Source organism: Mycobacterium sp. PTI7 (genome assembly GCF_056679845.1).
Map to the genome: position 1 here is coordinate 2,873,501 of NZ_CM155252.1, position 20,666 is coordinate 2,894,166.

Consider the following 20,666-nt stretch of genomic DNA (forward strand, 5'->3'; position numbering starts at 1 on the left):
CCATCGACGTCACCCGGTTGGCCGCGTGGATGGACGACGCCGGTCTCCCCGGCGCGGGCGAACCGCTGACGGCCCGCTTCCTGTCCGGCGGCACCCAGAACGTGATCTACGAACTCACCCGCGGCGACCAGAAGTGCGTCATCCGGATGCCACCGCCCGGCGCGCCGCCGGACCGGGACAGGGGGATCCTGCGCGAGTGGCGCATCATCGAGGCGCTCGACGGCTCAGACGTGCCGCACACCGCGGCGATCGCGGTGTGCGACGACGCCGGCGTCCTGGGGCGCACGTTCTACCTGATGGGCTTCGTCGACGGCTGGTCGCCCATGGACGAGCCAGGCCGGTGGCCGGCGCCCTTCGACCACGACCTCGAGGCCCGGGCCGGGTTGAGTTACCAACTGGCCGAGGGCATCGCGCTGCTGTCGCGGGTGGACTGGCGGGCCAGGGGCCTGCACGACCTGGGCCGCCCGGACGGCTTCCACGAACGGCAGGTCGACCGGTGGACCGGCTTCCTCGAGCGGATCAGGGCACGCGACCTGCCCGGCCTGGAGGTGGCGACGGACTGGCTCAAGGCCCATCAGCCGCTCGACTTCGTCCCGGGTCTCATGCACGGTGACTACCAGTTCGCGAACGTGATGTACCGGCACGGCGCACCCGCCCGTCTCGCAGCGCTCGTCGACTGGGAGATGGGCACCGTCGGTGATCCCAAGCTCGACCTCGCGTGGATGGTGCAGAGCTGGCCGACGGACTGCGACGCGCCCGAGCCCGGCGACATGAACTACGTCGACATGCGTGGGATGCCCAGCCGCGACCGGGTGGTCGCGCACTACGCCGAGGTGTCCGGACGGCAGGTGGACGACCTCGACTACTACCTGGTGCTGGCCAAGTGGAAGCTGGCGATCGTGCTGGAGCAGGGCTTCCAGCGAGCGGGCGACGACGAGAAACTGCTCGCCTTCGGCCCGGTCGTCACCGATCTGATGGCGTCGGCGGCCGAGCTGGCCGAGTCCACCGACTACACCGGGTGATGCGCGCCGCGGTATGCCCGGCCCACGGGTCGCCCGACGTCGTGCGGATCTCGGAGGTGCCTCCACCGACGCCCGCCGACGGCGAGGCGCTGGTGCGCGTCGACGTGGCCGCGGTGAACTTCCCCGACGTCCTGCTGATCGCCGGCGCGTACCAGGTGACGGTGCCGCCGCCGTTCGTCCCGGGCAGCGAGTACGCCGGGGTGGTCGTCGAGACACGGGGTGACACGGGGTCTCTCGCCGTGGGCGACCGCGTCACGGGCACCGGCATGGTCGGTGCGTTCGCCGAGCTGGTCGCCGCTCCCGCGGCCGCCCTCGCCCGCATCCCCGACGGCATCGACGCCGCCCGTGCGGCAGCCGGCGGCGTCGGCCACCGCACCGCCCACCACGCGCTGCGGTCGGTCGCCAGGATCGGTCCCGGCGACGACCTGGTGGTCCTCGGGGCGGGTGGCGGTGTCGGCCTGGCCGCCGTCCAGCTCGGCGTCGCGCTCGGGGCGACGGTCACCGCGGTGGCGTCGTCGGCCGAGAAGTTGGACGCCGCACGGTCGTACGGGGCCACGCACCTCGTCGACCACCGGGGCGTCGACCTGCGCGCGGCGCTTCGCGACGCACTGCCCGACGGCAGCTCCGCCGTGCTCGACCCGGTGGGGGGTGCGCTGTCGGAGCCCGCGCTGCGCTCGCTGCGACGCGGCGGCCGCTTCGTCACCGTGGGGTACGCCTCGGGCGTGATCCCGCGCATCCCCCTGAACCTCGTCCTGGTCAAGGGAATCGCCGTGGTGGGGTTCCAGTTCCAGGACGTGTCCGCCGACGAGTTCGCCCGCAACGAGCGCGAACTGAGCGACCTGCTCGCGACCGGACGCGTGACGCCCCACGTCGGCGCGACCTACCCGCTGACGGACGCCGTGGCCGCCCTCCGGCACGTCGCCGAGGGCCGGGCGATCGGCAAGGTGCTGATCGATCTGCGCCGCTGACGCCGCGAACTCAGCTGGCGGGAACCAGATCTGCCGCCACCGACGGACACGCCATGACACCGCACAGGAACGTCTCGGCACGATCGACGGCCACCGAGTCGGTGATGTCGGCGGCTGCGAGCGCCTGGGCCTTGAACGCGCGCGCCGCCGCGCTGAGGCGATGTTCGACGGAGCCGACCGTGTCGAGTTCGGCGGGCCACTGCTCACCCCACAGCGTCACCTCGGTCATGCCCTGGTCGAGGGCGTTGAGCACGCCCTCGCGGACCCGGGCGTCCGACCCGAACAGGCAGGACGAGACAGCGACCGTCTGGGGATGCGGCCGCTCGGCCCACATCTCCAGCGCCCCTTCGAGATCCGCGACCTGGACGCCGAGGATCTCCAGTGGGCGCAGGTCCCCACCGCCGGAGATGAGGACGGTGACGTCCCACCCGGCCATGACGCGGTCGACGAGCCACCCGCCGGCGTACTGGACCACCTCGGGGACGCTGCCGGCCACGACGTCGAGTCGGTACCTCATGGCGTAGTCGGCGTCAGCCGACGGCTCTGCATGGCCTCCTGCGGCGTGAAGTCGCGGGCCAGCGCCTCGCCGTAGCCCTTGAACACGTCGTTGAGGGGAATCGAAGGATCGAGCAGCCATGCGGTCTCCATTCCATTGACGAACGCCAAAATCTCGACGGCCTTGATGGCCGGGTCGAAGTCGGTGCGGTAGCGGCCGGCGGCCTGCCCCTTGCGGATCAGCTCGGCGACGATGTCGACCGCGGCCTGTTGCCGCTGCAGCAGCCGGTCGTGCAGCGGGGCGTCGGGAGCGATGTTCTCCACGAGCAGCACCGTGAACGTGCCGACGAGTTCGGGCGCCCGGTCGAATCGCTCGGCCACCCGGCAGATCTCCGTGACCAGGTCACCGGACCGGTCGGCGTGGAGATCGTCGTCGGTGTCGCGCGCGTCCAGGACGGCGTTGAGCAGCTGCTCCTTGGATTCGAAGTGGTGCAGCAGACCGGCGGGGCTGACACCCGCGTCCTTCGCGATCTGCGCCAGCGACGTGTTGCGCCAGCCGTGGCGGGCCAGCAGCCGTTCGGCGACCGAGAGGATCCGGACCTTGCGATCCTCGCCCTTGGCCAGCAGCGACTCGTACGGTCGGGGAACCGACGACCCGTCACCTGCCTGTGGAGCGGACACCGAACCCCTTCGTTCAACCAACCGACTGAACACACAGTAGGTAGGTTGACCGCCTGTGACAAGGGTCTCACCGAACCAATTTCTCGGGCCGTGACTAGAGGCCGAGCGACTTCGCGATCATCACCTTCATGACCTCGCTGGTGCCTGCGTAGATGCGCGCCACCCGGGCATCGGTGTACAGCCGGGCGATGGGGTACTCCATCATGTAGCCGTAGCCGCCGAACAGCTGCAGGCATCGGTCGATCACCCGCTGCTGCATCTCGGTGCAGAACAGCTTCACCCGTGCGGCGTCCGCGCCCGCCAGTTCGCCCTCGACGTGCAGCGCGACGGCCCGGTCCAGCATCGCCTGGCCCGCCTCGACGTCGGTGGAGCAGGCGGCGAGTTCGAACTTCGTGTTCTGGAACGACGCCACCGGGGTGCCGAAGGCCTTGCGGTCCTTGGTGTAGTCGATCGTCGCCGCGATGGCCGAGCGCGCCTGCGCCACCGATCCGACCGCGACCGTGAGCCGTTCCTGGGCCAGATTGTGGCCCAGGTACCCGAACGCCTCGTCGACCTCGCCGAGCACGTTGGTGACCGGAACCCGGACGTCGACGAACGACAGCTCGGCGGTGTCCTGCACCTTGCAGCCCATCTTCTCCAGCTCGCGGCCCCGGGTGAAGCCGGGCATGCCGTCCTCGACCACCAGCAGGGTCAGCCCGCGACGGCGGTTGTCCGGGTCCGTCGAGGTGCGGGCGACCACGACCACCAGATCGGCCTGCATGCCACCGGTGATGAAGGTCTTGGCGCCGTTCACCACGAAGTCCGAGCCGTCGCGGACGGCGGTGGTGCGCATGCCGGCGAGGTCCGAACCGGTGCCGGGCTCGGTCATCGCGATCGCCGTCAGCAGCTCGCCGCTCGCCAGCCCGGGGAACCACCGCGCGCGTTGCTCGTCGTTCGCGTAGTGCAGGAAGTACGGCAGGATCACCTCGAGCTGGGTGCGCACGGTCGACAGCGTCACCAGCGCGCGGGCCGACTCCTCCTGCAGCACCACGTTGTAGCGGTAGTCGGGCATCCCGCCGCCGCCGTACTCCTCGGGGATCGCCATCCCGAGCATGCCGAGCGCACCCATCCGCGCGAAGACCTGCCGCGGCATGCGGCCGCCCTTCTCCCACGCGGGGTAGTCGGGCACGACCTCCTTCTCGACGAAGCCGCGGGCCAGTTCGCGGAACGCCTCGTGGTCGTCGGTGAAGAGGTCTCGGCGCACGGCGGCGCCTCCTTTCGGATCAGGGCAGGAGTTCGACGAGCGTGGCGTTGGCCGTGCCGCCGCCCTCGCACATGGTCTGCAGGCCGTAGCGAATGCCGTTGTCCCGCATGTGATGGATCATCCGCGTCATGAGCACGGCACCGGACGCCCCCAGCGGGTGGCCGAGGGCGATGGCACCGCCGAGCGGGTTGAGCTTCGCCTCGTCGGCCCCGGTGTCGGCCAGCCACGCCAGGGGCACGGGGGCGAAGGCCTCGTTGACCTCGAACACGCCGACCTCGGACAGGTCGACGCCCGCCTTGTGCAGCACCTTCTCGGTGGCGGGGATGGGGCCGGTCAGCATCAGCCGCGGATCGGCACCGGTGACCGCCCCCGCCCGGTAGCGCGCCAGAGGCGTCAGACCCAGCGCGACGGCGTTCTCGGCGGTCATGACCAGCAGGGCGGCGGCGCCGTCGGAGATCTGCGACGAGTTGCCCGCGTGGATCACGCCGTCGTCGGTGAACGCGGGCTTGAGGCCGGCAAGCTTCTCCGGCGTCGTGCCGCGGCGGATGCCCTCGTCCTCGCCGACTACGCCCCCGTCGGTGAACACCGGCAGGATCTGGTCGGCGAAGGCGCCGGCGTCCTGGGCGGCGGCCGCCCGCTCGTGGGACCGGGCCGAGTACTCGTCGAGACGGGACCGGGACAGATTCCACTGCTGCGCGATCATCTCCGCCGAGATGCCCTGGTTGAACGAGAAACCGTCATACCGCGCAAGGGCCTTCGGGCCGTAGGGCATGCCCGTGGCGCGTGCCGAGCCGAGCGGGACGCGGCTCATGACCTCGACGCCGCCGGCCACCACGACGTCCTGCTGGCCTGACATGACGGCCTGCACCGCGAAGTCGAGCGCCTGCTGACTGGATCCGCAGGCACGGTTCACCGTGGTGCCCGGAATGCTCTCGGGCCAGCCCGCGGCCAGTACGGCGTACCGGCCGATGTTGCTCGACTGGTCCCCCACCTGCGACACACACCCCCACACCACGTCGTCGACCACGTCGGGCTCCACACCGGTGCGCACCAGCAGTTCATTGAGCACCAGGGCCGACAGATCGGCGGCGTGCTGGTCGGCGAGCCCGCCGTTGCGCTTGCCGACCGGCGTACGCACGGCTCCGACGATGACGGTCTCCCGCATGTCCCCTACTCCGTTCCTTCGTCCGAGTTCGTGGTGCCGGCGGGCCGGATCGCCCACCGCCCGTTGAACTCCGGGTCGCGTCTGGCGGCGAACGCGGCATAGGCCTCCGCGGAATCCGCCGTCGCGAAGTTACCCGGTTGCGCCCGGGCCTCGTTGGCGAGCGCCTGCCGCAGCGTGGCGTCCGCGCCGTCGTTGAGCAGCGCCTTGCTCTGCGCCATCGCGAACGGCGGGCCCGCGGCGAGCCGGTCGGCCAGATCGTCGACGTGGGCGTCGATCCCGTCGGCGGGCACCACCCACGTCACCAGACCCAGCGCGCGAGCCTCCTCGGCGCCGATCATGTCACCGAGCAGGACCAGGCGCTTGGCCTGCTGCAGGCCAACCAGTTTCGGCAGCAACCAGGATCCCCCGAGGTCCACCGACAGGCCCCGCTTGGCGAAGATCTGACAGAACCTGGACTCGGGCGTCGCCACGACGAGGTCGCACCCCAGTGCCAGGTTCCACCCGGCACCGACGGCGATGCCGGTCACCTTGGCGATCGTCGGCACGGCGAGTTCGTGCAGTGCGAGCGCCACGTCGGTCAACCGGTCGAGCTTGTAGCGCGGATGCACGTCCTCGGGCACCGAGATGTCGGCACCGGAGCAGAACGCGCCACCGGCCCCGGTGAGGATCAGCGCGCGGACGTCGCGGTCGCGCTTGAGATCGCGCAACGCGTCGGCCAGCGCCACCCAGAGCCCGGCGTCGAGGGCGTTCTTGCGGTCGGGCCGGTTCAGCGTCAGCGTCCGCACGCCGCCGCGATCCTCACACAGCAGGGAGCCGGAGTCAGCCACCGTAGACCGGGCCGATCACGCCGTCGGCACGCAGCCGCGCCACGTCCTCGTCGGTGAGCCCGAATTCGCGCAGCACCGCGTCGGTGTGCTCGCCCAGTCCGGGTACCGCACCCATCGGCTGGGTGAAGTCGCTGATCACCGGCGGGGGCCGCAGCGCCGGGATGTCGCCTGCCGACGTGCCTATCGTGCGCCACCGGTCCCGTGCGGTGAGCTGCGGGTGCACGACGACCTCGCTGGGCAGGTTGTAGCGGGAGTTGCCGATCCCCGCCGCGTCGGCGGTGGCCTGGATGTCGACGAGGTCGTGGTCGGCGCACCACGCGGTGATCGCCTCGTCGAGGACGTCACGGTGGGCACAGCGGTCGCCGTTGGTCGCGAACCGGGGATCGTCGGCGAGGTCCGGGCGGTCGATGATCTCGCGGGCGACGCGCTGCCACTCCCGGTCGTTGGTGGTGCCGAGCACGACGGTCTGGCCGTCGCGGGTGGGAAAGGCGCCGTAGGGAGCGACGGCGGGTGATCCCACCCCGAGCGGCTGCTGATCGACGCCCGAGTGCTGGGTGTAGGTGAGCGCGTAGCCCATCACGTCGGTCATCACGTCGAACAGGCTGAGTTCGACCGAGGGCGCCGCCGTGCCGTCCGGCTTGCCGCCCCGGGCGAACAGCAGCGCGAGGATGGAAATGGCCGCGTAGAGCCCCGTCGTGAAGTCCGCCATCGCGGGGCCCGGTTTCGCCGGCATGCCGGGGTAGCCGGTGATGGCGCAGGAGCCCGACTCCGCCTGCACCAGCAGGTCATACGCGCGCTTGTGCGAGATCGGACCGCCGGGCCCGTATCCGTCGATCTCGACGGGGATGACGCCGGGATGCCGCGTCGCGAGGTCGGCGGGCGCGAGGCCCAGCCGCGCGGTGGCCCCGGGCGCCAGGTTCGACACGAACGCGTCGGCGCGGTCGAGCAGCCGGTGCAGGACGTCCATCCCGGCCGGTGACTTCGTGTTGAGCGTGACCGATTCCTTGCCGCGGTTGCACCACACGAAGTGCGCCGCGAGTCCCCCTGGCCCGTTGACGACGTCGTCGTAGGAGCGGGCGAAGTCGCCGCCGTTGGGGTTCTCCACCTTGATGACGCGGGCGCCGAAGTCGGCGAGGACCCGCGTGCACATGGGTGCGGCGACGGCCTGCTCCATCGCGACGATCGTGACCCCCGCCAGCGGTGCGGCCCGACGCTGCGGATCGTGCGCCGTCACATCACCATTCCGCCGTCGACCGGCAGTACCTGCCCGGTGACGTACGACGCGGCGTCCGACGCCATGAACACGAACGCGCCGGCGATCTCGGCGGGGCCGGCCCAGCGCTTCAGCGGGATGCGGTTCATCATGTTCGCCGCGAACTTCTCGTTCGTGCGGATGGTCTCGGTCATCGGCGTCGCGGCCAGTGGCGCAAGGGCGTTCACCATGATGTTCTTCGCGGCCAGTTCGCGGGCCAGCGACTTGGTGAAGCCGATCAGGCCCGCCTTCGCCGCCGAGTAGTTGACCTGACCGAGCGTCCCGGTGAGCCCCGCGGCCGACGTCACGTTGATGATGCGGCCGGTGCCGTCGGTGGGGATGTACGGCAGTGCGGCCTGGGTGCAGTGGAACGTCCCCATCACGTGGACGTCGAAGGTGAGGCGGAAGGTCTCGTCGGTCAGCTTCGGGAACATCGCCGGCGCAGTGACACCCGCGTTGTTGACCAGGATGTGCAGGGCGCCGCCGCCGAGTTCGGCGGCCTTCGCCGCGGCGGCGTCCGCGGCACCGCGGTCGCCCACGTCGAGGGCGGCGCTGTCGGCGGTGCCGCCGCCGGCCCGGATCCCCTCGGCCACCGCCGCGGCCGCGTCACCGTCGATGTCGGTGACGAGCACGGCAGCACCGGCGTCCGCCAGCGCGGCGGCCACGGCGGCACCGATGCCGCCACCGGCCCCGGCGCCGGTCACCATGGCGGTGCGGGCGGTCAGGTCGAAGTAGCCGGTGCCCATCAGTAGCTCCTCGGCATGCCGAGCACGTGCTCGCCCAGGAAGTTCAGGATCATCTCCTGACTCACCGGCGCGATCTTCATCAGCCGTGACTCACGGAAGTACCGCGACACGTGATACTCCTCGGAGTACCCCATGCCGCCGTGGAGCTGCAGCGCCCGGTCGGCGGCGCCGAATCCGGCCTCGGCGCACAGGTACTTGGCGGTGTTGGCCTCACGGCCGCAGGGCTTGCCGTTGTCGTAGAGCCAGGTCGCCTTGCGCAGCACCAGTTCTGCGGCGTCGAGGTGCGCCAGTGAATCGGCGAGCGGGAACTGCAGCCCCTGGTTCATGCCGATGGGCCGGTTGAAGACGACGCGCTCGTTGCCGTACTTGACGGCCTTCTCGAGGGCGACCCGGCCGATGCCCAGCGCCTCGGCGGCGATCAGCATGCGCTCGGGGTTGAGGCCGTCGAGGATGTACTTGAAGCCCTCCCCCTCCTCGCCGACCCGATCCTCGATCGGCACGATCAGATCGTCGATGAACACCTCGTTGGAGCTGACGGCGTTGCGGCCCATCTTCTTGATCGGCCGCACGTCGACGTGGTCGCGGTCGATGTCGGTGAGGAACAGCGTCATCCCGTCGGTCTTCTTGGCGCCGCGCGCCGCCAGGGACTCCGGCGACTCGGTACGGGTGAGCAGCAGGATCTTCTCGGACTCGACGGCCTTCGAGATCCACACCTTGCGGCCGTTGACGCGGTACGAGTCGCCCTCGCGCTTGGCGAACGTCGTGATCCGCGAGGTGTCCAGTCCTGCACCGGGTTCGGTGACACCGAAGCACACGTGCAGGTCGCCGTCGACGATGCGCGGCAGCGTCGCTGCCTTCAGTTCGTCGGACCCGTGCTTGACCACGGGCTGCATGCCGAAGATCGACAGGTGGATGGCGCTCGCACCGTTCATCGCCGCGCCCGAGCGCGCGACCTCCTCGAGGAGCAGCGTGGCCTCGGTGATGCCCAGCCCGTGGCCGCCGTACTCCTCCGGGATGGTCATTCCCAACCAGCCGCCCGACGCGATCGCGTCATAGAACTCCTGGGGGAACTCGTGGTTCTGGTCCTTCTCCATCCAGTAGTGATCGTCGAACCTGCCGGCCAACTCGGCGACCGACTTTCGGATCAGTTCCTGGTCGTCGCTCAACTCGAAGCTCATGCCACCGGACACGGTGTTCTCCTCATCCTAGAAACATCGAATGACTATGTATCACAACGCACGAGAGTGCTCGTCGGCGCGGTCCCCCGCACCGGCGAGCACCGTCGGAGGACCTAGTCCTTGTTCCCCGTGAGTTCCTTGGCGTTGGCCGCGAAGTCCGCGAAGTTGGTGCCGCTCTTCTCGTGCTTGGAGAGCGCCTGGACGGACACGTCGTGCCCCTCGGCGGCCTTGCGCAGCGCGCCGACCGTGGCCTGCTCCTTGCTGATGTGCGTGAAGGGATCCCAGTTGTACCAACGCATCGCGTTCTCGTAGGTCATCTTGTTGATCTCGTCGTCGGGCACGGCGTTCTCGGTCAGCACGTCGTGCAACTGCTCCGGGGCGCCCGGCCACATCGAGTCGGAGTGCGGATAGTCCGCTTCCCAGCAGATGTTGTCGACGCCGATCTGGTTGCGCAGCGTCACTCCCACCGGATCGGCGATGAAGCACGTCAGGAAGTGCTCCCGGAACACCTCGCTCGGCAGCTTGCCGCCGAAGTCCTGATGCGTCCACGTGGAGTGCATCTCGTAGGTGCGGTCGACGCGCTCGAGGAAGTACGGGATCCATCCGGTGCCGCCCTCACTCAGGGCGATCTTCAGCGTGGGGTACTTCTTGACGGGCGCCGACCACAGCAGATCGGCGGCGGCCTGCACGATGTTCATCGGCTGCAGCGTGATCATCACGTCCATCGGCGCGTCCGGTGCGGTGATCGCGAGCCGCCCCGACGAGCCGATGTGCACGTTGAGCACGGTCTCGGTGTCGACCAGCGCCTCCCACAGCGGCGTCCAGTAATCGTCGTGGAAGCTGGGATACCCCATCGCCGCCGGGTTCTCGCTGAACGTCAGGGAGTGCACCCCGCGGGCGGCGTTGCGCCGCACCTCCGTCGCGCAGGCCTCGGCGTCCCAGATCACCGGCAGCGTCATCGGGATGAACCGCGCCGGGTAGGCGCCACACCACTCCTCGACGTGCCAGTCGTTGTAGGCCTGGACCAGCGCCAGGGAGAACTCGGGGTCCTCGGTGGCGAAGAGCCGTCCCGCGAAGCCGGGGAACGACGGGAAGCACATCGAGCCGAGGATGCCGCCGGCGTTCATGTCCTTGACCCGCTCGTCGACGTCGAAGCAGCCCTTGCGGATCTCGTCGAGGCCCTGCGGTTCGAGGCCGTACTCCTCCTTCGGCCGGCCCGCGACCGCGTTCAGCGCGACGTTCGGGATGACGATGTCGCGGAACTGCCACGTGTCGGAACCGTCCGCGTTGTGCACCAGTCGCGGCGCCTCGTCGCGGTACTTGGCGGGCAGATGATTCGCCCACATGTCCGGCGGCTCGACGATGTGGTCGTCGACGCTGATCAAGATCATGTCGTCCTTGTTCACGGACGTTCCTTTCGGTCGGCGCCCGGACGCCCGCGAAGCGGTGTGTTCGACGCACGTTCTCTTCGTATGGAAACTATCCTCTCACCGTACGAGAATCAACGTGCTGGCGTCGAGCACATGGTGCGAACGCTGCACCGATGGCGTCCGCGAGGTTTGCGGAAGTGCCTGCTCGACGGCCGGTTCCAGGCCAGTTCGTTGACGATTCGGACCAGAAGTGGAAATCTGTTGGTCAAATATGAGAATCTGATTCTCATCGCCGAGAGGCGCCAGCCACGACCGGAAGGAGGACGCCGTGCGAGTCACCCCCATCGAGCCCGCCGAGTGGGACGAGAACGTCGTCAAGGCGATGTCGGTCATGCTCTCGCCCGATCGCCTCGAACGGCGCGAACCCGGCGCGGCACTGGCCACCCTGGCCCGCAATCCGAAGCTGACGCGCGCGTTCCTCCGCTTCAACGTCTATCTGCTGTTCGGCTCGACGCTGCCCGCGCGCGTCCGCGAACTGGCGACGCTGCGCGTGGCGCACCGCCGCGACTGCGCCTACGAGTGGACCCATCACGTCGCGATGGCCACCGAGGTCGGACTGACCGCCGAGGCCATCGAGGCGGTCACCCGAGGGGAGGGCCTCGACGAGTTCGACCAGGCGGTGGTGACCGCGGTCGACGAACTCGAGGAGAAGTCCAACATGACCGACGCCACCTGGTCGGTCCTGTCCCAGCACCTGGACGAGCCGCAGCGCATGGATCTCGTCTTCACCGTCGGCTGCTATGGCCTGCTGGCCATGGCCTTCAACACCTTTGGCGTAGTACCGGAACAGGAGAACTGACATGCCCTTCTTTCAGAAGCCCGAGGCGGGTAGCTGGACCGAGCACTGGCCCGAACTGGGTACGGCACCGGTCGACTACACCGATTCGGTCGACCCCGAGCACTGGCTGCTCGAACAGCAGGCGATCTTCAAGAAGACGTGGCTGCAGATGGGCCGAGTCGAGTTGATCCCCAAGAAGGGCAACTACGTCACCCGCGAGCTGCCGTCCGCCGGTCCCGGCGTGTCGATCATCATCGTCAACGACGGCGAGCAGATCCGCTCGTTCTACAACATGTGCCGACACCGCGGGAACAAGCTGGTGTGGGCGGACTACCCGGGCGAGGAGGTGTCGGGCACCTGCCGTCAGTTCACGTGCAAGTACCACGCCTGGCGGTACTCGCTCAAGGGCGATCTCACCTTCATCCAGCAGGAGGGCGAGTTCTTCGACGTCGACAAGGCCGACTACGGACTGGTGTCGGTGCGCTGCGAGGTCTGGGAGGGCTTCATCTTCGTCAACCTCGACGACGACGCCGCACCGCTGCGCGAGTACCTCGGCGAGTTCGGCGAGGGCCTGGAGGGCTACCCGTACCACGAGATGACGGAGCACTACAGCTACCGCTCGGAGATCAACGCCAACTGGAAGCTCTTCATCGACGCGTTCACCGAGTTCTATCACGCGCCGATCCTGCACATGAAGCAGGCGGAGAAGGAGGAGGCCGAGAAGCTGGCCAAGTTCGGCTTCGAGGCGCTGGCCTACGACATCAAGGGCGACCACTCGATGGTCTCGTCCTGGGGTGGCATGTCGCCGCCCAAGGACATCAACATGGTCAAGCCCATCGAGCAGATCCTGCACAGCGGACTGTTCGGACCGTGGGACCGCCCGGACATCAAGGGCATCCTGCCCGACGAGTTGCCGCCGGCGATCAACCCCGGTCGCCACAAGAGTTGGGGCACCGACTCGTTCGAGTTCTTCCCGAACTTCACGCTGCTGTTCTGGGCGCCGGGGTGGTACCTCACCTACAACTACTGGCCGACCGCGGTCGACAAGCACATCTTCGAGGCCGACCTCTACTTCGTGCCACCGAAGAACCTGCGCGAGCGGCTGTCCCAGGAACTGGCGGCGGTGACGTTCAAGGAGTACGCGTTCCAGGACGCGAACACGCTGGAGGCCACCCAGACCCAGATCGGCACGCGGATCGTCAAGGAGTTCCCGCTCTGCGATCAGGAGATCCTGCTGCGGCACCTGCACATGACGGCCCACCAGTATGTAGACAGGTACAAGGCGTCGCTCGCCAACGGTTCCGCGAACGGCGCACGCGCCGCCGATGAGAAGGAAAGCGCACATGTCTAAGTTGCCCGAGGAGTTCGCCGACCTGGAGCGGTTCGCCGACTGGTGCCTGCCCACCGAGGAGGAGCGCTACCAGAAGCGGCTCAAGTCGACGATGGCCGAGATGCAGGAGTTCTACGACGCCGGCATGGCGCGCCTCGAGGACATCATGGTCTACGTCGACGCGCGCTTCCCGCTCGAGGGGATGCCCGAGGACGCCAAGGCGCTGGTGCACCTGGGCCAGTCGATCGTGATGGTCAGCTTCCCGATCGAGGTGTGGAAGCAGCCGCGGGTACTCGACAGCGGCGCCGCCTACATCAACCTCATCAAGGAGCCGGTGGTCTGAGCGTGCCCTCACCACTGGTACTGAAGGCCGCGGGGTACGTCGACGTCGACAGCGGAGAACTGGTCCGGCCCGCGGTGATCCACGTCGACGGTGACGTCATCGTCGGCGTGGGCGGTGACGTGCCCGAGGGATCGGAGGTCATCGACCTCGGCGACGCGATCCTGCTGCCCGGCCTGATGGACATGGAGGTCAACCTCCTGATGGGCGGGCGGGGCGAGAACCCCGGTCTGTCCCAGGTCCAGGACGACCCGCCGACCCGCACGCTGCGCGCCGTCGGCAACGCCCGCCGCACCCTGCGTGCGGGCTTCACCACCGTGCGCAACCTCGGCCTGTTCGTGAAGACCGGCGGCTATCTGCTCGACGTCGCGCTCGGCAAGGCCATCGACGCGGGCTGGATCGAGGGACCCCGCGTCATCCCGGCCGGGCACGCGATCACGCCCACCGGCGGCCACCTCGACCCCACGATGTTCGCCGCCTTCATGCCCGGCGCACTGGAGTTGACGGTCGAGGAGGGCATCGCCAACGGCGTCGACGAGATCCGCAAGGCCGTGCGCTACCAGATCAAGCACGGCGCCCAGCTGATCAAGGTGTGCGTGTCCGGCGGCGTGATGTCACTGACCGGAGAAGCAGGGGCACAACACTATTCGGACGAGGAACTGCGCGCGATCGTCGATGAGGCCCACCGCCGCGGCCTGCGCGTGGCCGCGCACACGCACGGCGCCGAGGCCGTGAAGCACGCCGTGGCGTGCGGGATCGACTGCATCGAGCACGGCTTCCTGATGGACGACGAGGCCATCCAGATGCTCGTCGACAACGACCGGTTCCTGGTCACCACCCGCCGCCTCGCCGAGGCGATGGACGTGTCGAAGGCGCCGAAGGAGTTGCAGGACAAGGCCGCCGAGATGTTCCCGAAGGCGAGGACGTCGATCAAGGCGGCCTACGAGGCGGGCGTGAAGATCGCGGTCGGCACCGATGCACCTGCCATCCCGCACGGCAAGAACGCCGACGAACTCGTCACCCTGGTGGACTGGGGCATGCCGCCGGCGGCCGTGCTGCGCGCCGCCACGGTGGTCGCCGCGGAGCTGATCAACCGGACCGATCTCGGCCGGCTCGCCGAGGGCTACCTCGCCGACGTCATCGCGGTGCCCGGCAACCCACTCGAGGACATCTCCGTTACACAGCGTGTCAACTTTGTAATGAAGGGCGGTAAGGTCTACCGACATGACAGTGCCTAACAGTCAGCGCACGAACCGCACCGAGGACCTCGTCGACATCCAGCAACTCCTGGCGAAGTACGCGGTCACCATCACCCAGGGCGACGTCGAGGGCCTCGTCGAGGTCTTCACGCCCGACGGCACCTACAGCGCCTTCGGGTCCACCTACACCCTGGCCCGCTTCCCCGAACTGGTCGCCGCCGCGCCCAGCGGGCTCTTCATGACGGGCACCTCGCTGGTGAACCTCGACGGCGACGATCCGGACCGGGCGACCGGCACGCAGCCGCTGTGCTTCGTCGAGCACTCCACGCACGACATGCGCATCGGGTACTACCGCGACGAGTACCTGCGCACCGACGACGGGTGGCGACTGAAGACGAGGGCCATGACGTTCATCCGGCGCAACGGCGACCACGATTCCGGCCGCCCGCACGCGATCGGCAGGCCGGAGGCGGGATGACCACCGACGCGAGCACCGACGCCCCGTCCACGACCGACTTCCGCTCCCGCCTCGTCGCGTGGCTGGCCGAGAACGACCTGACGCCGCCGCCGGGTGACCACTCCCTCGACGCGCACCAGGCCCAGCACCAGCGCGTCCTGGGCGCCCTGTACGACGCGGGCTGGATGCGGTGGGGCTGGCCGGAATCCGCGGGCGGACTCGGCGGGCCGATGATCCTGCGCGCGATCGTCGGCGAGGAGATCGTCGGTCGCGGGCTCGACGAGCCGGGGCCGTACTCGATGCTCGAGGTGCTGACGCCGACGATGATCGACTACGCCCGGCCCGAACTCGCCGCCGAGATGGTGCCGCTGCTGCTGTCCGGTAGGGAGACCTGGTGTCAGGGCTTCTCCGAACCGGGATCCGGAAGTGACCTGGCGTCGCTCTCCACCAAGGCCGAGCAGCGGGGCGACCGCTGGGTGATCAACGGGCAGAAGGTGTGGACCAGTTACGCGCAGTACGCGAAGCGCTGCATCCTGCTCACCCGGACCGGCGACCGCTCCACACCCAACCACGCCGCCCTGACCGCGTTCTTCGTCGACATGGACTCCCCCGGCGTCGACGTGCGGCCGCTGCGCACCATGCACGGGGTCGACGAGTTCTGCGAGGTCTACTTCGACGACGTCGAGGTGTCGGCCGACCGCATGCTCGGGAATCCCGGTGACGGTTGGCAACTCGCGATGGACCTGCTGCCGTACGAACGATCGACGTGCTTCTGGCAGCGCATCGCCCACCTCTACTCGCGCCTCGACGCACTGGTCACCGACGTCCGGGAACTCGGCGCGGCCGCGGACGCCGAGATGGGCGAGGCGTACCTGGCGCTGCACACGCTGCGCTGCCGCTCGCGGGCGACGCAGCACCGTCTGGCCGACGGGGCGAAACTCGGGCCCGACACCTCGATCGACAAGGTGCTGCTGGCCGGCGCGGAGCAGACGCTGTACGACACGGTCCACGACCTGCTGCCCGGCGCCGTCGAACTCGACGACTCGGCGTGGCGTACGGAGTACCTGTACTCACGGGCGGCGAGCATCTACGGCGGTACCGCCGAGGTGCAGCGCAACATCATCGCCCGTCGCCTGCTCGACCTCGGGAAGGAGTGACCGTGTCAGGTCCCTCGACGTCCGACCGCTCGGATCCGGACTCCCTCGGAATGCTCGAGGACGCACTGCGCAAGAGCATGCTCGCCGCGTCCGGTCCGAAGCTGGATTCCGCGCTGGCCGATCTCGGCTGGGCCGACATGCTCGCCGAGATGTCCGACCAGGCGATACCCCTGGTGTTCCGGTTGCTCGGCGAGACGGGTTCGCACGCCTCGGTTCTCAACGACGTCGTCCTCCTGACCGCAGGCCGCGAGGAGGGTCTGACGCCGGCGCTGCCCTTCGCCGGCGGCGGCTGGGTGGAATGGGACTACGCCAGGGAACCGGCGAGCACCGCGCTCGGCGGGCTGCCCCTGCATCCCGTGGACGAGGGCGGTCACCTGCGCCTGCCCGATGCCCGTCGCGCAGTGGGATGGTGGCTGGTCGGTACCGCACGGGCGATGCTGACCCTGGCCTGCCGACATGCGCTGGACCGCGAGCAGTTCGGCAAGCCGATCGCATCGTTCCAGGCCGTTCGGCACCGGCTCGCGGAGACGCTGGTCGCCATCGAGGGCGCCGAAGCGACGCTCGGCCTGTCCGGCGTCGACAACCCCGACCTCACCGCGCTGCTGGCCAAGGCGGCCGCGGGCAAGGCCGCACTGACGGCGGCCAAGAACTGCCAGCAGGTGCTCGGGGGCATCGGCTTCACCGCGGAGCACGCACTGCACCACCACGTGCAGCGCGCACTGGTCCTCGACGGACTGCTCGGCAGCTCACGGGAACTCACCAAGCGCGCCGGTGCGGGTCTACGCGCCCGCGGCTCCGTGCCGCGTCTCGCGACGCTGTAAGCACCGGTCAGGTGGTCAGCGCGGTGACCGCCGCGCCGAACATGGTGGCCTTGATGGCCCCCATCGTGCCGCGGTCCTTCGCGCCGATGGCCGCCACCAGATCGGTGGCGGCACCCACGACGTCCCCCTCGGCTGCCGACGCGTCGACGAGGCCGATCGCTGCGGCGTCCTCGCCGCCGAACCGCCGACCGGTCGTCATGGATGCGACGGCGGCCCGTGGCGAGAGCTTCGCCTGGATCAGCGCAGCCATCCCGGGGGTGAACGGGATGTGGATGTCGACCTCGGGGAAGCAGAAGTAGCCGCGGTCAGCGCGCATCACGCGGTAGTCGTGGGCCATGGCGAGCATGGCGCCGGCCCCGAAGCCGTGCCCCGTCACCGCGGCCGCCGTCGGGATCGGAAGGGTCAACACGCGCGCCAGCAGGGCCTGCACACGGCCGACGTACCAGGTGGTCTGATCACCGTGTGCGAGCAGCCAATCCAAGTCCAGCCCGTTCGAGTAGAACTTGCCGGTGGCCGTGGTGACCAGGGCGTGCGCGTCCGAGGCGACCACCTCGTCGAGGATGGCCTCGGCGCGGTCGAGGAAGTCCGGCGAGAAGCGGTTCTCGTCGGATCCCAGGTCCACGTAGGCGATGTGGTCGGTCGTGGTGAGGCTGATCGTCATCGTCGGTGACTCCTTGATGGTCGGGCGGTGCGGGACGGTGGTCCGACGGCGAGGACGGCGCGTACCGCCTCCCGAAGCTGGATGCGGGCAGTCGTGTCGTCGAGACGCGTGCGCGCGAGCAGGATGGCCGTCGGCAGATCCACCACGCAGGTCGTGATCACGTCGACGGCGGCGGCGTCGCGGCGGTCCCACACGGCCACGGCGAGGCGGATCAGCAGGTCGACCAGTACGCGGTCCACCGCCACCAGTTCGGCGTCCACCTCGGCGGGTGCGCCGGCGCCGACGAGCTGGTCACGGCTGACCGAGGCGAGGAGTCGGGCCGACCGGGGCGACCGGTCGGCGAAGATCGCGAGTGCGTCGGCGGCAGCGACGACGGCATCGATCGGAACACCGGCTGCCAGAGCCGATTCCACCAGCTCGGACTGCAGCGCGAGGAAGCGGCGGGCGGCGCGCAGCCAGGTGCGGGCGACGAGCGCGGCGCGGGACTCGAAGGAGTGATAGATGGCCCCGTTGGAGACCCCGGCGGCGGCGGCCACGGCCCGGATGGTCACGGCACCGGGGCCGCCGTCGACCGCCAGCGACTCGGCGGCGTCGAGCACGACGTCGGGGTCGTACAGACGCGGGCGGGCCATGCCGCCACCGTAACAGAGCATCCGCTCCGTAACTCAGCCGCGAGGGAGTCCGAGCACCCGCTGGGCGATGATGTTGCGCTGGATCTCCGAGGTGCCACCGGCGATCGTGCCCGCGAACGAGCGGATGTAGCGGTCGAACCAACTGCCCGCGTAGCCGTCGTGGTTGAGTGCCACGAACCGCGTCGACGACGCAGGATGAATGAGTCCGTCCGCACCGTGGGCGTTCAGCGCGTGCTCGGCGGCGCCCTGTCCGGTCTCGGCGCCCATCAACTTGAGCACCGACAGTGCGGCGACGTCCTCGTCGCCGCGGGCGGCGCGGGCGATGGCCGCCGAGCCGAGGAGTCGGAGAGCCTGGTTGTCCATCGCGAGAGTGGCGTACCGGTCCCGCTCGACCTCCGTACCCGGGCGCCAGTCCTCGAGGAGATCGGCCAGCCGGTCGGCATAGCTGAGCCACAGCATGTTCCGCTCGTGCCCGAGGGATCCGCTCGCCACCGACCAGCCCTGGTCGAGTTCGCCGACGAGGTTCGCGGCGGGGACGCGGACGTCACTGAAGAAGACCTCGTTGAAGTCCATCTCGTCCGGGTCCGCCGCCGAGGCGAACGGCCGGCACGTGACGCCGGGCGCCGCAGTGGGGATGAGCAGCACGCTGATCCCCCGGTGCTTGGGCACGTCGGGATTCGTGCGGACGAAGGTCAGCAGCACGTCGGAGTCGTGTGCGCCGGACGTCCAGACCTTCTGGCCGTCGACCACGAAGTGGTCGCCGTCGGCATCCGTCGAACGGACCGCACGCGTGCGCAACGACGCGAGGTCGGAGCCGGCGCCGGGTTCGCTCATGCCGAGGGCTGCCGTCACGTCGCCTCGCAGGATCGGAATCGCCCAGTCCCGCTTCTGCTCCGGCGTCCCGAACGTGATCAGCGACGCGGCGATGATCCCGACGCCCTGGGAGTTGAAGCTCGGCACCATCCGGCGGCGGGACAGTTCGATCTGGTGCACGTACTGCTGCAGGATCGTCGCGTTGCGACCGCCGAACTCGGGCGGATACCCCGGGACCAGCCAGCCGGCGTCGAACAGCAGCCGCTGCCAACGCCTGGCCCAGTCGGGCAGGTGCGACGACGAGCGCGGGCGTTCCAGCGCCTCGGCGTCCGTCGGCCGATGGTCGTCGAGGAACGCCACGAACTCCGCGCGGAAGGCCTCGAGGTCGGCGTCGAAGGTCAGTTGCACGGCACTCCCGGGCGTGGGTGGTGGCACCCCGGGGAGACCGGCGATGCGTCCCGGCGGGGCGGAAATGCGCCTTTCGGGTAGCTCTTCATAAAAGGCGTAGATGAGAATACTATTCTCATGATGAGGAAGTTACAATCTCCGACACGTCGGTCGAGAGGGGGTCTCGGACCACTATGTCCCAGGAGTCTCCGGTACAGTTCCTCCATGCTTTACCCCATCTCCCTGCGCACGAGCCGCTGGTGACGAGCCCCAGCGAAGAGCCGGCCTGGAAGCAGCGGGCGGTCGAAAGATCGATCAAGACGGCCAAGTTGCGCGCCGCTCAGCGGGTCCAGCGGTTCCTCGACGCCGCGCAGGCGATCATCATCGAGAAGGGCAGCACCGACTTCACCGTCCAGGAGGTCGTCGACCGCTCGAAGCAGTCGCTGCGTAGTTTCTACCTCCAGTTCGACGGCAAGCACGAACTGCTGCTCGCCCTCTTCGAGGACGCACTCAGCCGATCGGCCGAGCAGATCCGTGCCGCCACCGCCGGCCACACCGATCCGATGGAACGACTCAAGGTCGCCGTCCAACTCCTGTTCGAGTCGTCACGACCGGATCCGGCCGCCAAGCGGCCCCTGTTCACCGATTTCGCGCCGCGCCTGCTGGTCTCCCATCCCGCCGAGGTCAAGATCGCGCACGCCCCCCTCGTGGTGCTCCTCACGGAGTTGATGGAGGAGGCGTCGGCAGCGGGTGCCCTACGCCCGGAGGTCAATCCGCGTCGAATCGCCGCGATGACGATGCAGACGGTGATGTTCGTGGCGCAGTCCAGCGGCACCGACGACGGCACCAACAAGCCGATCTCCGCGGACGAGGTGTGGGACTTCTGCGCCCGCGGCTTCGCCGCCGACTAGCCGAAAACCTCGCCTCCCCACGGTCGAACCGCTTCGTCCACCCGCGTCACCGCGTGGGCGATTCACCGCGCCAGAACCAGTTTCGCGCTTCATCTTTCGGACCATCGCGCCCAACTCTAAGCGATCGGTACAAACGGCCCGCACGCGTGTGAGCGTTGACACAATGGGACGCG

At 69.1% G+C, this 20,666-nt stretch carries 22 protein-coding genes; 10 read left to right on the forward strand and 12 right to left on the reverse strand.

From position 1 onward, the window contains the following. Positions 1–29: 29 nt before the first annotated feature. Both AC1MEY_RS13765 and AC1MEY_RS13770 read left to right on the forward strand, forming a co-directional pair. Positions 30–1,022, forward strand: a complete 993-nt coding sequence (locus AC1MEY_RS13765) for a phosphotransferase family protein (protein WP_480231472.1) — start codon at positions 30–32, stop codon at positions 1,020–1,022. Then, positions 1,022–1,990, forward strand: a complete 969-nt coding sequence (locus tag AC1MEY_RS13770; protein ID WP_480231146.1) for an NADPH:quinone oxidoreductase family protein — start codon at positions 1,022–1,024, stop codon at positions 1,988–1,990. Before AC1MEY_RS13765 ends, AC1MEY_RS13770 begins: the two co-directional genes overlap by 1 nt. Before the next feature lie 10 nt (positions 1,991–2,000). Here AC1MEY_RS13770 and AC1MEY_RS13775 read toward each other — a convergent pair whose 3' ends face one another. The 9 genes from AC1MEY_RS13775 to AC1MEY_RS13815 form a co-directional block, all read right to left on the reverse strand. Continuing rightward, positions 2,001–2,507 (reverse strand): hypothetical protein, encoded by a 507-nt coding sequence (locus tag AC1MEY_RS13775; RefSeq protein ID WP_480231147.1) that lies wholly within the window; start codon positions 2,505–2,507, stop codon positions 2,001–2,003. After that, positions 2,504–3,166 (reverse strand): TetR/AcrR family transcriptional regulator, encoded by a 663-nt coding sequence (locus AC1MEY_RS13780; protein ID WP_480231148.1) that lies wholly within the window; start codon positions 3,164–3,166, stop codon positions 2,504–2,506. Before AC1MEY_RS13780 ends, AC1MEY_RS13775 begins: the two co-directional genes overlap by 4 nt. Before the next feature lie 94 nt (positions 3,167–3,260). Beyond that, positions 3,261–4,409, reverse strand: a complete 1,149-nt coding sequence (locus AC1MEY_RS13785; RefSeq protein WP_480231149.1) for an acyl-CoA dehydrogenase family protein — start codon at positions 4,407–4,409, stop codon at positions 3,261–3,263. A 19-nt stretch (positions 4,410–4,428) separates the two neighbouring features. Further along, on the reverse strand, positions 4,429–5,574 hold the full coding sequence (locus tag AC1MEY_RS13790; protein ID WP_480231150.1) for a thiolase family protein: 1,146 nt from the start codon (positions 5,572–5,574) through the stop codon (positions 4,429–4,431). A 5-nt stretch (positions 5,575–5,579) separates the two neighbouring features. Then, positions 5,580–6,359 carry an enoyl-CoA hydratase/isomerase family protein gene (locus tag AC1MEY_RS13795; protein WP_480231151.1) on the reverse strand — a complete coding sequence of 260 codons (780 nt, stop codon included), beginning with the start codon at positions 6,357–6,359 and terminating at the stop codon, positions 5,580–5,582. A 34-nt stretch (positions 6,360–6,393) separates the two neighbouring features. Beyond that, positions 6,394–7,575 (reverse strand): CaiB/BaiF CoA transferase family protein, encoded by a 1,182-nt coding sequence (locus tag AC1MEY_RS13800; RefSeq protein ID WP_480231473.1) that lies wholly within the window; start codon positions 7,573–7,575, stop codon positions 6,394–6,396. Positions 7,576–7,631: 56 nt separating this feature from the next. Beyond that, the gene (locus tag AC1MEY_RS13805; protein WP_480231152.1) at positions 7,632–8,399 is read right to left on the reverse strand and encodes an SDR family NAD(P)-dependent oxidoreductase; all 768 of its coding nucleotides are present in this window, start codon (positions 8,397–8,399) and stop codon (positions 7,632–7,634) included. Further along, on the reverse strand, positions 8,399–9,577 hold the full coding sequence (locus AC1MEY_RS13810; protein WP_480231474.1) for an acyl-CoA dehydrogenase family protein: 1,179 nt from the start codon (positions 9,575–9,577) through the stop codon (positions 8,399–8,401). Before AC1MEY_RS13810 ends, AC1MEY_RS13805 begins: the two co-directional genes overlap by 1 nt. A gap of 113 nt (positions 9,578–9,690) precedes the next feature. Beyond that, positions 9,691–10,983: an amidohydrolase family protein gene (locus AC1MEY_RS13815; protein WP_480231153.1), complete on the reverse strand. Its 1,293-nt coding sequence runs from the start codon at positions 10,981–10,983 to the stop codon at positions 9,691–9,693. 292 nt (positions 10,984–11,275) lie between these two features. On the opposite strand from AC1MEY_RS13815, the gene AC1MEY_RS13820 reads away from it, so the two are divergent. The 7 genes from AC1MEY_RS13820 to AC1MEY_RS13850 are packed head-to-tail and all read left to right on the forward strand — an operon-like array spanning position 11,276 to position 17,089. Continuing rightward, positions 11,276–11,806 carry a carboxymuconolactone decarboxylase family protein gene (locus tag AC1MEY_RS13820; RefSeq protein WP_480231154.1) on the forward strand — a complete coding sequence of 177 codons (531 nt, stop codon included), beginning with the start codon at positions 11,276–11,278 and terminating at the stop codon, positions 11,804–11,806. 1 nt (position 11,807) lies between these two features. After that, complete coding sequence (locus tag AC1MEY_RS13825; protein ID WP_480231155.1) at positions 11,808–13,136, forward strand: SRPBCC family protein; 1,329 nt, start codon at positions 11,808–11,810, stop codon at positions 13,134–13,136. After that, positions 13,129–13,458, forward strand: a complete 330-nt coding sequence (locus AC1MEY_RS13830; protein WP_480231156.1) for a hypothetical protein — start codon at positions 13,129–13,131, stop codon at positions 13,456–13,458. The genes AC1MEY_RS13825 and AC1MEY_RS13830 overlap by 8 nt, the downstream gene beginning before the upstream one ends. 2 nt (positions 13,459–13,460) lie before the next feature. Beyond that, positions 13,461–14,693 (forward strand): metal-dependent hydrolase family protein, encoded by a 1,233-nt coding sequence (locus AC1MEY_RS13835; protein ID WP_480231157.1) that lies wholly within the window; start codon positions 13,461–13,463, stop codon positions 14,691–14,693. Beyond that, on the forward strand, positions 14,680–15,132 hold the full coding sequence (locus AC1MEY_RS13840) for a nuclear transport factor 2 family protein (RefSeq protein WP_480231158.1): 453 nt from the start codon (positions 14,680–14,682) through the stop codon (positions 15,130–15,132). Before AC1MEY_RS13835 ends, AC1MEY_RS13840 begins: the two co-directional genes overlap by 14 nt. Further along, the gene (locus AC1MEY_RS13845; RefSeq protein ID WP_480231159.1) at positions 15,129–16,268 is read left to right on the forward strand and encodes an acyl-CoA dehydrogenase family protein; all 1,140 of its coding nucleotides are present in this window, start codon (positions 15,129–15,131) and stop codon (positions 16,266–16,268) included. Before AC1MEY_RS13840 ends, AC1MEY_RS13845 begins: the two co-directional genes overlap by 4 nt. 50 nt (positions 16,269–16,318) lie before the next feature. Continuing rightward, positions 16,319–17,089 (forward strand): acyl-CoA dehydrogenase family protein, encoded by a 771-nt coding sequence (locus AC1MEY_RS13850; RefSeq protein WP_480231475.1) that lies wholly within the window; start codon positions 16,319–16,321, stop codon positions 17,087–17,089. Positions 17,090–17,096: 7 nt separating this feature from the next. On the opposite strand, the gene AC1MEY_RS13855 is transcribed toward AC1MEY_RS13850, so the two are convergent. From AC1MEY_RS13855 to AC1MEY_RS13865, 3 genes are read right to left on the reverse strand one after another with little or no spacing between them, the layout of a single operon-like run. Next, on the reverse strand, positions 17,097–17,750 hold the full coding sequence (locus AC1MEY_RS13855; protein ID WP_480231160.1) for an enoyl-CoA hydratase-related protein: 654 nt from the start codon (positions 17,748–17,750) through the stop codon (positions 17,097–17,099). Then, complete coding sequence (locus AC1MEY_RS13860) at positions 17,747–18,382, reverse strand: TetR/AcrR family transcriptional regulator (protein ID WP_480231161.1); 636 nt, start codon at positions 18,380–18,382, stop codon at positions 17,747–17,749. Before AC1MEY_RS13860 ends, AC1MEY_RS13855 begins: the two co-directional genes overlap by 4 nt. Before the next feature lie 33 nt (positions 18,383–18,415). Continuing rightward, the gene (locus AC1MEY_RS13865) at positions 18,416–19,603 is read right to left on the reverse strand and encodes an acyl-CoA dehydrogenase family protein (RefSeq protein WP_480231162.1); all 1,188 of its coding nucleotides are present in this window, start codon (positions 19,601–19,603) and stop codon (positions 18,416–18,418) included. Between the two features lie 239 nt (positions 19,604–19,842). Between AC1MEY_RS13865 and AC1MEY_RS13870 the strand changes: the two genes are divergently transcribed. Beyond that, a complete protein-coding gene (locus tag AC1MEY_RS13870; protein ID WP_480231163.1) occupies positions 19,843–20,493 on the forward strand; it encodes a TetR/AcrR family transcriptional regulator in 651 nt (216 codons plus the stop codon). Positions 20,494–20,666 lie beyond the last annotated feature (173 nt).

What these genes read in the sequence shown, in the direction of transcription:
- AC1MEY_RS13775 (WP_480231147.1), bottom strand. Translation starts at nt 2,507, where the DNA reads ATGAGGTACCGACTCGACGTCGTGGCCGGCAGCGTCCCCGAGGTGGTC.
- AC1MEY_RS13845 (WP_480231159.1), top strand. Translation starts at nt 15,129, where the DNA reads ATGACCACCGACGCGAGCACCGACGCCCCGTCCACGACCGACTTCCGC.
- AC1MEY_RS13855 (WP_480231160.1), bottom strand. Translation starts at nt 17,750, where the DNA reads ATGACGATCAGCCTCACCACGACCGACCACATCGCCTACGTGGACCTG.
- AC1MEY_RS13840 (WP_480231158.1), top strand. Translation starts at nt 14,680, where the DNA reads ATGACAGTGCCTAACAGTCAGCGCACGAACCGCACCGAGGACCTCGTC.
- AC1MEY_RS13805 (WP_480231152.1), bottom strand. Translation starts at nt 8,399, where the DNA reads ATGGGCACCGGCTACTTCGACCTGACCGCCCGCACCGCCATGGTGACC.
- AC1MEY_RS13825 (WP_480231155.1), top strand. Translation starts at nt 11,808, where the DNA reads ATGCCCTTCTTTCAGAAGCCCGAGGCGGGTAGCTGGACCGAGCACTGG.
- AC1MEY_RS13830 (WP_480231156.1), top strand. Translation starts at nt 13,129, where the DNA reads ATGTCTAAGTTGCCCGAGGAGTTCGCCGACCTGGAGCGGTTCGCCGAC.
- AC1MEY_RS13850 (WP_480231475.1), top strand. Translation starts at nt 16,319, where the DNA reads ATGCTCGAGGACGCACTGCGCAAGAGCATGCTCGCCGCGTCCGGTCCG.
- AC1MEY_RS13810 (WP_480231474.1), bottom strand. Translation starts at nt 9,577, where the DNA reads ATGAGCTTCGAGTTGAGCGACGACCAGGAACTGATCCGAAAGTCGGTC.
- AC1MEY_RS13765 (WP_480231472.1), top strand. Translation starts at nt 30, where the DNA reads ATGGACGACGCCGGTCTCCCCGGCGCGGGCGAACCGCTGACGGCCCGC.
- AC1MEY_RS13790 (WP_480231150.1), bottom strand. Translation starts at nt 5,574, where the DNA reads ATGCGGGAGACCGTCATCGTCGGAGCCGTGCGTACGCCGGTCGGCAAG.
- AC1MEY_RS13800 (WP_480231473.1), bottom strand. Translation starts at nt 7,575, where the DNA reads ATGGAGCAGGCCGTCGCCGCACCCATGTGCACGCGGGTCCTCGCCGAC.
- AC1MEY_RS13770 (WP_480231146.1), top strand. Translation starts at nt 1,022, where the DNA reads ATGCGCGCCGCGGTATGCCCGGCCCACGGGTCGCCCGACGTCGTGCGG.
- AC1MEY_RS13860 (WP_480231161.1), bottom strand. Translation starts at nt 18,382, where the DNA reads ATGGCCCGCCCGCGTCTGTACGACCCCGACGTCGTGCTCGACGCCGCC.